At 48.4% G+C, this 10,000-nt stretch carries 7 protein-coding genes; 4 read left to right on the top strand and 3 right to left on the bottom strand.

Annotated features, from left to right (window positions below; translation table 11 throughout):
• The first annotated feature begins 247 nt into the window (after positions 1-247).
• Entirely contained in the window at positions 248-1,072 is an 825-nt protein-coding gene (locus LDL40_RS06670; RefSeq protein WP_300994436.1) for a hypothetical protein, read from the top strand.
• Between the two features lie 63 nt (positions 1,073-1,135).
• Here LDL40_RS06670 and LDL40_RS06665 read toward each other — a convergent pair whose 3' ends face one another.
• On the bottom strand, positions 1,136-1,465 hold the full coding sequence (locus tag LDL40_RS06665) for a hypothetical protein (RefSeq protein ID WP_300994435.1): 330 nt from the start codon (positions 1,463-1,465) through the stop codon (positions 1,136-1,138).
• Between the two features lie 181 nt (positions 1,466-1,646).
• The gene (ggt, locus tag LDL40_RS06660; protein ID WP_300994434.1) at positions 1,647-3,350 is read right to left on the bottom strand and encodes a gamma-glutamyltransferase; all 1,704 of its coding nucleotides are present in this window, start codon (positions 3,348-3,350) and stop codon (positions 1,647-1,649) included.
• Positions 3,351-3,519: 169 nt separating this feature from the next.
• Here ggt and LDL40_RS06655 point away from each other — a divergent pair, with 169 nt between their 5' ends.
• From LDL40_RS06655 to LDL40_RS06645, 3 genes are all read left to right on the top strand, one after another.
• Entirely contained in the window at positions 3,520-4,497 is a 978-nt protein-coding gene (locus LDL40_RS06655; RefSeq protein WP_300994433.1) for a GGDEF domain-containing protein, read from the top strand.
• Between the two features lie 458 nt (positions 4,498-4,955).
• Positions 4,956-6,062, top strand: a complete 1,107-nt coding sequence (locus LDL40_RS06650) for a hypothetical protein (RefSeq protein WP_300994432.1) — start codon at positions 4,956-4,958, stop codon at positions 6,060-6,062.
• Between the two features lie 189 nt (positions 6,063-6,251).
• Complete coding sequence (locus LDL40_RS06645; RefSeq protein ID WP_300994431.1) at positions 6,252-7,718, top strand: mannan-binding protein; 1,467 nt, start codon at positions 6,252-6,254, stop codon at positions 7,716-7,718.
• A gap of 58 nt (positions 7,719-7,776) precedes the next feature.
• Here the strand turns inward: LDL40_RS06645 and LDL40_RS06640 are convergent.
• Positions 7,777-10,000 (bottom strand): TonB-dependent siderophore receptor (locus LDL40_RS06640; RefSeq protein WP_300994430.1); only part of this gene is annotated, 2,224 nt, incomplete at its 5' end.

Raw genomic sequence — 10,000 nt, 5'->3', positions numbered from 1 at the left:
TCTGGCGGCGTACCCGCTCTTTAGGCTGGCCTGTGTGTATTGGTGTGGCTGTATATGGCTTAGTGGTCGTGACGTTACGACTGATGGCCTAACAGCGACACAACTTATGTCGCTGTGTTGTATTTTCCTTTTTAGGTATTTTTTGTTCCTGTTTTCTTCAAAAAAGCTACAGCTGCTGCTAAGTTTTCTGCGAGGCGGCGCAGTGGTGCGTCTGCCGGACCTTGAATAACACCTGGCAGGAGAATGTATGGCAACCACTCAAACCAAATGGCGGGATGCTTATAGTCTGATTGCGGCGCTGGCCTTTTTAGCCGCTTTGTATTTTATCTACAAAAATTCGGACAATGCGCTGCAAAACTGGTATTGGCTGATGGGGCTTTTTGTGCTGATGCTGGCAGTGATTGGCAAAGTGATCTGTGGCACCTTCAAAGGTGTGTTTGTTGATGAACGTAATGTGATGTCGTTGTCCCGTGTGCAGATGGTGGCCTGGAGTATTTTAGTGCTTACAGCAGTGCTGGCACTGGTGGTACAGAATATTCAGGCCAGCAGTGGCGCTTGTCTGGCTGAAGCCAGTCAAACTTGTGTGCCTGACATTCCTCAACAGCTTTGGCTATTAATGGGTTTTAGCACTGCGACGCTGGTCGCATCTCCAGTGCTATTGAGTAATAGTGGCGCTGCGCTGCCTGATGAAAACAAAACCTTGCAATTGAGCGGAAGTTTGGTTGGGCAGGGCTATGACAAAGATGCTCAGGACTTTAGCGGCCCTTTGTATCGGAATAAAAGACCTGAAGATGCACGTTGGTCAGATCTAATCACTGGTGAGCAATTCACCAATTGCCTGCACCTGGATCTGCCACGTTTGCAGATGTGCTTTTTTACTTTGGTGGCTTTGTTGACCTATGGAGTATTGCTGCACGGAGAAATGTTTGCTGCCACTCGTTATGGTTCTTTGCCAGAGCTGAGCAATGGATTATTGGCAATTATCGCCATCAGCCATAGTGGTTATCTGGTGAGTAAGGCCAGCCAAAATAGTACTACAAGCACCAGAGCTGCCACGACACCATCTCCCTAACGCTCTTGAACAGACCCGCTGCTGCGCGCAGCGGGTCTGTTCTGAATGCTTTAGCGACAGGGATCAGCCTACTGTGCCTTGTTTGGTTTGACTGCTGCGTAACTGAAGCATCAGGCTGTCCAGCAGTTGTTGCCGCTGCCAGTTTTGTTGTTGCTCTGCTTGTTCTTGTTGCAGTTGAGCTATGCTGCTGTCGGGCTGGGTCCGGAATTCTGGCCCGGTGTTAGCCATGTCATAGGCTTTTTGCGCTGATGCTGCAGCCGCCTGATAATCTGCCTGAGTCAACTTACGCTGTTCTGTACCGCTAAGGCCGGGATCCGTTAACTGGTAGTCCAACTGATAGTTTTGTGCTGTCAGTCCACCTACTTGCATGCTACCCAAGACTATATCGCTCATGACTTTACCTTCTGTATTTTTGGTCTGACAAAAGCAAGCCTTGTGCCAAAGAAGGGAATGGTAACAGGGCGCGGCTGAACTGGCGTTGGCGGAGCGGTCAGAGAGGTTTAAGCTGGCAGCGCTGCAGCTTTTTGCCTGTTGGCGGCAAACAAGGTGCGGCTTACCGTCTCAAGCCAGCAGGTTAATACTCGATCACTTTAGCCACACCACGAGAGCGGGGATCTGCTGCTGCACTGACCTGATCTGCCGACACTTGTATGGCTTGTACATCACCTAAATTCCAACCCTGAGTCTGGAGTGTGTAACCTTTTTTAATCAGTTCTTGCTGCACTTCAGCGCTCAGAGGGGCATATGGCTCCATGGTAATTTGATCTTTGGGCAATAACTGATGGTGGAAACGAGGTGCAGCTACAGCCTGTGGTAATGGCATAGCAAAGTCAGCCAGATTAGTGATCACCTGAAAAATAGAGGTAATGATGGTGGAGCCTCCTGGTGTACCAACCACCAGCTGTACTTTGTTATCCTGCACCACCATGCTGGGGGTCATAGACGACAACATACGTTTGCCGGGCGCTATGGCATTGGCGTCATTACCAACCACGCCAAAGGCGTTAGGAACACCAGGTTTGGCGGAGAAGTCGTCCATTTCGTTATTTAACAAAAAGCCTGCACCTTCAACGACGACGCCACTGCCAAAATCCAGATTCAGAGTGTAAGTGTTGGATACCGCATTGCCCTCTTTGTCCAGAATAGAAAAATGGGTGGTGTGATAGCCTTCAAGCCCAGGCTTGATGGCTTTGGTTGGCGAAATAGCAAGCGCATTAATTTCTTTGGCGCGCTTGTCCAGATAGCTGGCGTCGAGCAATTGTTGCTGTGGCACAGTGACAAAGCCCGGATCGCCCAAATATTCTGCCCTGTCGGCATAAACCCGTTTTTCCAGCTCAGCGACTAAATGTACATACTGACTGCTATTGTGTTTTACGTCAGTAAAATCAGCGCTGCGACGCTGTTTTAAGCCTAACAATTGGGCTAAGGCTATTCCTCCTGAACTAGGAGGTGGCGCGCTAATCAATTGCTTATCCCGCCAGGGGGTGACCAGCGCCTCACGCCAGCCTGCACGGTAAGACGCTAAATCTTCCATAGTGATTAAGCCTTTACCTCGTTGCATTTCAGCCACTAGTAACTCTGCAGTTTTGCCTTTATAAAAATCGTCCGGCCCCTGAGCTGCTATGCGTTTTAAGGTTTCGGCCAGTTCAGGTTGTTTAAAATTTTCGCCTGCTTTCATAGCGGAAAAATAGCGTGCGAAATTGGTTTTTCCGTCCAGTTGCTGTAATAAATCAGCACGGTACTGATACTGGTTTTCGGCCACAGTAAACCCTGTGCTGGCGTAGTGAATAGCTGGTGCAACTAAATCTGACCAGGGCAGGGAAGCAAATTTTTTATGCGCCAGCCATAACCCCATGACAGTACCGGGCACGCCGCTGGCTTTGTGGCCAATCAGGCTTAAGTTTTCAATCACCTGCTTGTCGGCATCCAGATACATGTCTTTATGAGCCGCCGCCGGCGCTGTTTCGCGGTAATCTAAAAAATACGGCTTGCCGTCAAACCAAACCAGCATAAAACCACCACCGCCTATATTGCCTGCTTCGGGGTAAGTCACGGCCAGGGTAAAGGCTGTGGCTATGGCGGCGTCTACCGCATTCCCTCCTTTGCGCAAGATTTGTTCAGCCACCAGAGCACCATACTGATCCGGGGAGGCGACGGCGCCGTGTTTTAAATTTTTAACTGCAGTCTGAGCAGGAGGGGCTTTTTCTGTCGCCAGTGCAGGGCCGGACAGTATGGAAAGGCAGAGCATGAACAGTGCAGGTAAAAAGCGATACGCCATAACTAACTCCTTATTCTTTGTGTACTGTTCTATCCTTTAAAGCAGCGGAAGACAAGAGTTACTGCATATGCCTGGGTGAAAAGCCAGCCTGCTGTACTAATGCTGGCTAAGTTATAGTCAATTGTGGTAACGTTTAATTGTATCGTTTTTATCAAATATGTGGTTTGCCATGATCTCAATATCTGCTGGTTCTGATGGGGCAACACCTGCTGTGCTGTCGGATGAAAATCATAGTTACCAGGCTATCAAGACCATTCTGAATAGTCTGGACGCGTTGGTGTATGTGTCGGATATGCAGACCTACGATTTGCTTTATATCAACGACTATGGCAAGGAAGAGTGGGGGCCTATAGCTGGTCGCAAATGTTTTCAGGTGTTGCAGGCGGGGCAGGATTCGCCTTGTTTTTTCTGCACTAATAACAGATTACTGAACAGCGAAGGTCAGCCGTCCGGTGTTTATGTCTGGGAATTTCAGAATACCCTGAACGGTCGCTGGTATCAGTGCCGGGATCAGGCTATTTACTGGGTCGATGGCCGTCTGGTGCGTATTGAAATAGCTACAGACATTACCGAGCGTAAAGCAATGGAGCAGCAACTGGCGGCCGCTAAAGCTTTAGCTGAGCGCCAGGCCAATACCGATGAGCTGACTCAGCTGTATAACCGCAGAGCATTTTTTTCCATCAGCCGTCAGGTATTTCATCAGGCCCACAGAGCAGGACAGCCCTTGGCTGTGGTGATGTTTGATATAGACCATTTCAAGAGAGTGAACGATCAGTGGAATCACGCTGCTGGCGACGCAGTGCTGGTGAATATGTCTGCGCTGGCCCAACATTTAGTCCGGGGCTCTGACGTGCTGGCGCGGGTGGGAGGCGAAGAATTTGCCATAGTGTTGCCAGATACTGATCAGGAGCAGGCGATGCAACTGGCGGAGCGGTTACGCTCCGGTTTTGAACAGAACAAAATAGCCATAGAATCTGGTGAAATTAACTGTACCGCCAGTTTTGGTATTGCCTGTATCAATTTAGCCGGGCTGACGGGTGAGTTAGAACCACAAACTTTACTTGGAACTCTGCTCCATCAGGCAGACAAGGCTATGATGCAAGCCAAGGTTTCAGGCCGTAACAGAGTTTGTGTGTATCAGCCATGAGTGGGGGCTTTTAGCTTGCGGTCAAGCTAAAGTCCCGCGCTCTTTGCTACCTGAACTTGCTGAGGTTTTCTAAAAAATCTGCACCGGCAGAATGCTCCTGCAGGCATCTGAAAAGGCTGAATTCAAAGGCAAATAAGGTCCGTTCCCTACCTGACAAAGCTAATTCCTTTTATAGAGTGGCTCAGCTGAAGTCTGAATGACTTTGCAAAGCTCTGCATCATCCCAATGCTACTAATGGCTTCGTATCGGAGCACTAGTCTGAACTTTAGTTACAAAGACAAAACAAGCATAAAAACGCTCTTGTTATGCTCAGAGTGCTGGATTTGGTCAGGCTCTGCGGCCTGATCCTGGTTGTACATCACAAGTCTGTTGCAGCTTTTTACAGATTCGAACAGTTGCATCTGTTGATTTTTCCTAAGCTGACCGCTTAGTGAGCAACACATAGATGGAGATTTGTCATGCGTTTTATAGTTCGCCCTCTGGTTTGGGCATCTTTGGTGGTGAGTAGTTTACTGTTGGCCGGATGCGGTTCAGAACTGGACGATCAAACTGCCGATACCATCAGTTTTAAGCATCAGCCACTGAACGGTGTAACTGTCCGGCAGTTTTTATCTGCAGACCAGCAATTACTGATCGCCACCAGCGCTGGTATTTATCGTAAAGATGGCCAGCAATGGAAGCTGCTGAGTTCAGCCCGTTGGGACGTACTGGATTTAGAGCGTGTGGGGACCAGCCATTATCTGGCTGCTCTGGAGCTGGAAGGTTTTGCTTACCTGGCAGAATCGGTGAACGCAGGGCAGAGCTGGCAGCTGATCCGAAGTGACTTTGGTCAAACTGAACAGAATACTGAGACTACTCTGCAGGAACCGGCTTTGGCCGAAAAGATATTTGCTTTGGCCTACGACAGCAAAAATGCCGTGCTCTATGCCACAGGTTATGGTGCTTTGGCCCAGTCTTATGATTTGGGACGTCATTGGCAGGTGGTGTCGGGATTTTATGGCGCTATGGCAAGGGATCAGGATGCGCTGACAGTGTCACAGTCTGGTGACAAAGTCTGGTTTGGTGGTCAGGGGGCTATTGAAAACTCTTTATTGCAGTCTTTTGATACCAACAGTAAAGAAAGCAAAATCTACCCTTCAATGACGGATATGTTGAAGGAACCGGGCACTGTAAAAAATATCAGATTTGTGCCTGGTTCAGAGCAACAAATTATTGCCACAGGCGAACCTGGCATGCTGATCTCAAAAGACGGCGGCAACAGCTGGAATGGCCTTTATCTGAATCAACATTCACGTTTTTATTTTGACCTGGGTATCCACCCGCAGCGTCCCAACCAATTTTATACTGCCCGCTGGATCAAAAAATATGAAGAGCCGCAACCTTTTATCCTCGAGCTGAGTAAAGACAGCGGCAAAAGCTGGGCTGAATATACCTATCCGGATCCGTCTATTTATGGCGGAGCCTGGAGTTTATATGCCGAATATGGCACTGATCAGGTGACTTTATATTTTGGCTTATTCAAAGGTGGCGTGATGCAGGTGACTATTACATCCTCAGCACGCTAGAGAACGAAGAGGGGAAGGCCAGAGCTGCGGTACAAAGCTGCTGGTTCTGTTTTCCCTCTGACTATTTATTCTGCATGTTTCTGTAATTGCAACTATAGTTTTCAAAACAGGTAAACTGGTGCTGTAAATCCAGTAAGCTTTGTCAAAAAAGACGTTGTAATTACAACCCCAAAGGAAGGAAAAGTGCAGATGAATACCCTAAAACTACTCACAGCTGGTTGTCTGATGTTGGCTTTATGTTGTTTGCCCTCAGAGGTCGCGGCTAATCAAGCTTACAAGGTCGCCGCTGCTGCTGCGTGCCCTGTGGATCCAAGCTGGCTGACAGCACCCTCTATGCCCACTGAAGTGAAAAAAAGTGGTTCTGATGGCAGTTCAACCTTTTGTGATTTTTACCAGTTTTCAACTCAGACCTTTTTGTATCTGATGTCCCAAAACGCCAGTGGGCAGCGTAATTTTATGAACCAGGCTATGTACCCTGTGCTGGAGTTTGACGCCAATGGAAATCCAGCCAATTCCTGTGATAACGCTATTACGGGATCAACATTAAGAACCAGTCTGGATAAAGCCGACAGCACCTCGTTATCGACGGAGCAGGCTGGTGACGGCGCTACTATCTATGCTCAGGATACTAATGTGGTGTATTACGATGTACGTTTTGATAAAGCCATGTGTAATTTGTCAGGCAGCGCAGTTGTGCTGCAGCAGCAAAACCTGATTAATTTTCCATCCGGTACTACTGAAATGAAATCGGCCTGGAAACTGTTATCTGCTGCAGAAGTGGCATCAAACAGCTTTGTAACTCAAAGTCAGAACATTGGCGGTAAGGCCGTCACTTTAGGCCTGGTGGGGATGCATATTGCTGTGGCTACAACCGATCATCCGGAATTTGTCTGGGCTACCTACGAACATAAAATTAATTCTCCCGATTGCACACCGGCCACCACTCAGCCAGCTTCGCCCTGGACCTTTGCCAGCGCCAGTTGTACCTCAGGATTGCCTGGTACTCTGGCATCAGGCAACGCCTGTAAATTTAATGATCCGCCGGAAGATCAAACTGCGGCAACAGGTACACCTACTAATATTTGCCGGGTTTATCCTTATGGCACAGCAGCTGGAGATTTAAAAGCCGAAGAAAACGTGGCTGATATTACTCAACAAAACAGTGGTGTGGATGCGTTGTTGGCTGGAACTAATGTACCTGCAGGCATGCAGGTCTTAAGCAATTACTTTCATGTTGGAGCTTTGTGGGTTAGCGATATAGCGCAAAGTTCAGGTGGTATAGGAGTGCCAAACGAACGGGGGTCTTTGCGCCTTGCCAACACGGTAGCGGAGACCACTTTCCAGAATGTGGACTTACAAAAAGGTTTTGCCAGTAACTGTTTTGGTTGTCACAACTACACTGGCACAGGCCAGACAGTCAGCAATAACATTACGTCACAAAACCTGAGTCATATTTTTTTAGATGTAAAAATTGGCCAGGGTGAAAATGTGGATGTAACTTCAACGACCCCGATCAGCAGTAACAGTGCCGCCGCCGGCATTTGTGGTGGCGCCAATGGGGTCTGTCAAAACGCGGCCAATAATTTGAAATGGAATGGCAACTGGACCAATGTGAACGCTTCCGCCGGTTCTGTCTGTGGTTGTACTGCCCAATAAATGTCGAACAACTACAAAGCCCTGAATGCTCGCACTCAGGGCTTTTTTTGTGTTGAAATTAATAGCGCCAGGTGACAGACGCTTGCCACTGGCGTGGGGCGCCATAATAGGCTTGAGTCCAGTACAAGCTTTCGTAGTACTTTTTGTCTGTCACATTCATGCCGTTTAGCGCCAGCGATAAATTGTCGCTAAGCTGATAACGCACAAACAGGTCCAGCAAAGCGTAACTGTGTTGAGTGATGGTGACTGTACTTTCAGGGCTGGTGTAGACGCTGTCTTGCCATTGCAAGCTGGCACCAAAGGACAAATCCGGCAGCAAATCAGGATAATAAACCCCTGAAACTTTGACTAAATCCCTTGGTACATAAGTACGCACTTGCTCGCCATTATTGCCCTCGACACTGTGCAGCCAGGTGTAGCCAACACTCAGGTTCAACTGCTCTGTCACACTACCGACCAGTTCAAGTTCAGCACCTTCAGAGCTGTAATCCAGGCCGCTGTAGGTGTTCACGCCATTAACCACACCGATAAACTCTCCGACATTGTTTAAGTCGGAACGGAACAATGCAATGCTGGCCGTAGCGCGAGCCTTGTTTAACGAGAATTTAGTACCAATTTCGCTGTGCTCACCTTGAGCCACACCCAATGCATTAAAGTTGCTATCGACAAAAGACTGAGGCGTAAAGACTTCGCTATAGCTGCCGTACAAGGCCACAGTGTTGTTTAACTGATACATAGCGCCGACATAAGGCACTGTTTCGTCAGCGTCGGATGAGGCGTCCACGCCATAGTTGTAGCCACTTTGTTTGACCGACATAGTTCGGGCGCCAGCAAGTACCGACAGGGCGTCTGTCAAATGCAGGCGGGTGGCAAAATATGCAGATTGATGGATTTGTTTGTCTTGATGCCCTGTGCTGTAGGGATCGGTATCGTCAAATACGCCTTTGACTGTAGAGCCCAAAGCCCAGTCGCTGCCCAGCACAGGATAACCAGTTTCGTAGTCGTAAAATGACTGGCCAAATACATCCATATGAGCATAGTTCAGCCCCAGCATCAGTTCATGCTGACGGCCAGCCAGCTCAAACTGACCTGTCAGATAAAGGTCGCCCATTTTCTGGGTTTCGTCCATGTCGTAACCATAGGCATAACCTAACAGACCAATTTCAGTGCCAGGCTCCGGTGTGCCATACACATAAAAAAGTTCTGACGCCATGGTGCTGTCGTTTTGCGTCAGGTGCAGATTCAGACTCCAGTCGTCGGACAATTGATGGCGCAGTTCGGCGAAACTTTGCTTAGTTTTGACATCACGAAAGGCCCAGTCTGTGGCTGTATTGGTCGACACCGCATAGTCTGTGGCTGAGCCATCTGTGTAATAGAGTGGCAAAGCGCCCGACATGCTGCCGTTTACTTTGTTGTTATTGCTGCTATGGCCGAATGTGAGCAGGGTGTTGTCGCTCAAATCATATTCACCGACCAGATACATCAGGCTGTTGTCATCCGATTTACGGTCCAGATAAGAGTCGGCGGATTCTTTGGCGGCGATAGCGCGACCACGCAGATCCTCAGTCAAACTGCCGGATACATCAGCTTCAGCCCGGCGCATTTGTTCTGAGGCCACAGATAAAGTGCCATAAGCGGCGAGGTCTTGAGTTGGACGCTTGCGGATATAGTTGACTGTGGCTGAAGGGTTGGCAAGACCAGTGACCAAACCTGCGGCTCCTTTGATCACTTCAATTTGCTCAAAAGCTGCAGTGTCGTACTGGCCATTGGTTAAACCTGAGGAGAAGGGCACGCCTAGACCGTCGTATTGAAAGTTCACGACATCAAAACCGCGGGCTGTGTAATAAGTGCGGTCTGTTTCGACACTTTCGACTGTCACACCTGGTGTATAACTTAACAGTTCATTGACTGAATGCAGTGAAAAATCTTCAATTTGCGGCCTGGAAACCACTGTGACTGTTTGTGGTGTTTCATAGACTGTTAAATCCAGTTTAGTGGCAGTGCGGCTGTCGCCCTGTTCACCATAAACCGCTATAACTTCGACTTCTGATTCGTTGTTTTCTGTGGTCTGTGCCAAAACCAAAGCACTGCTGCTGAGCAGTGAAAAGACCAGACTGAACCGAACAGCTTTTGATAAAACTGAATAATTAAAAGAGGGCTGCATTATTAAGCTCGCTATAAAACAAGGAGTTAGCAAATAGGTTAAAGCTATTTTATTGAGAATAACTATCAAATGCAAACAGTTCTCAATAGCATAACTTAACTTTACCAGGTTCTGCGGA

The sequence above is a fragment of the Rheinheimera sp. genome (genome assembly GCF_020217005.1).
GTDB lineage: Bacteria > Pseudomonadota > Gammaproteobacteria > Enterobacterales > Alteromonadaceae > Pararheinheimera.
This window is presented reverse-complemented; position numbering and strand designations above follow the sequence as displayed.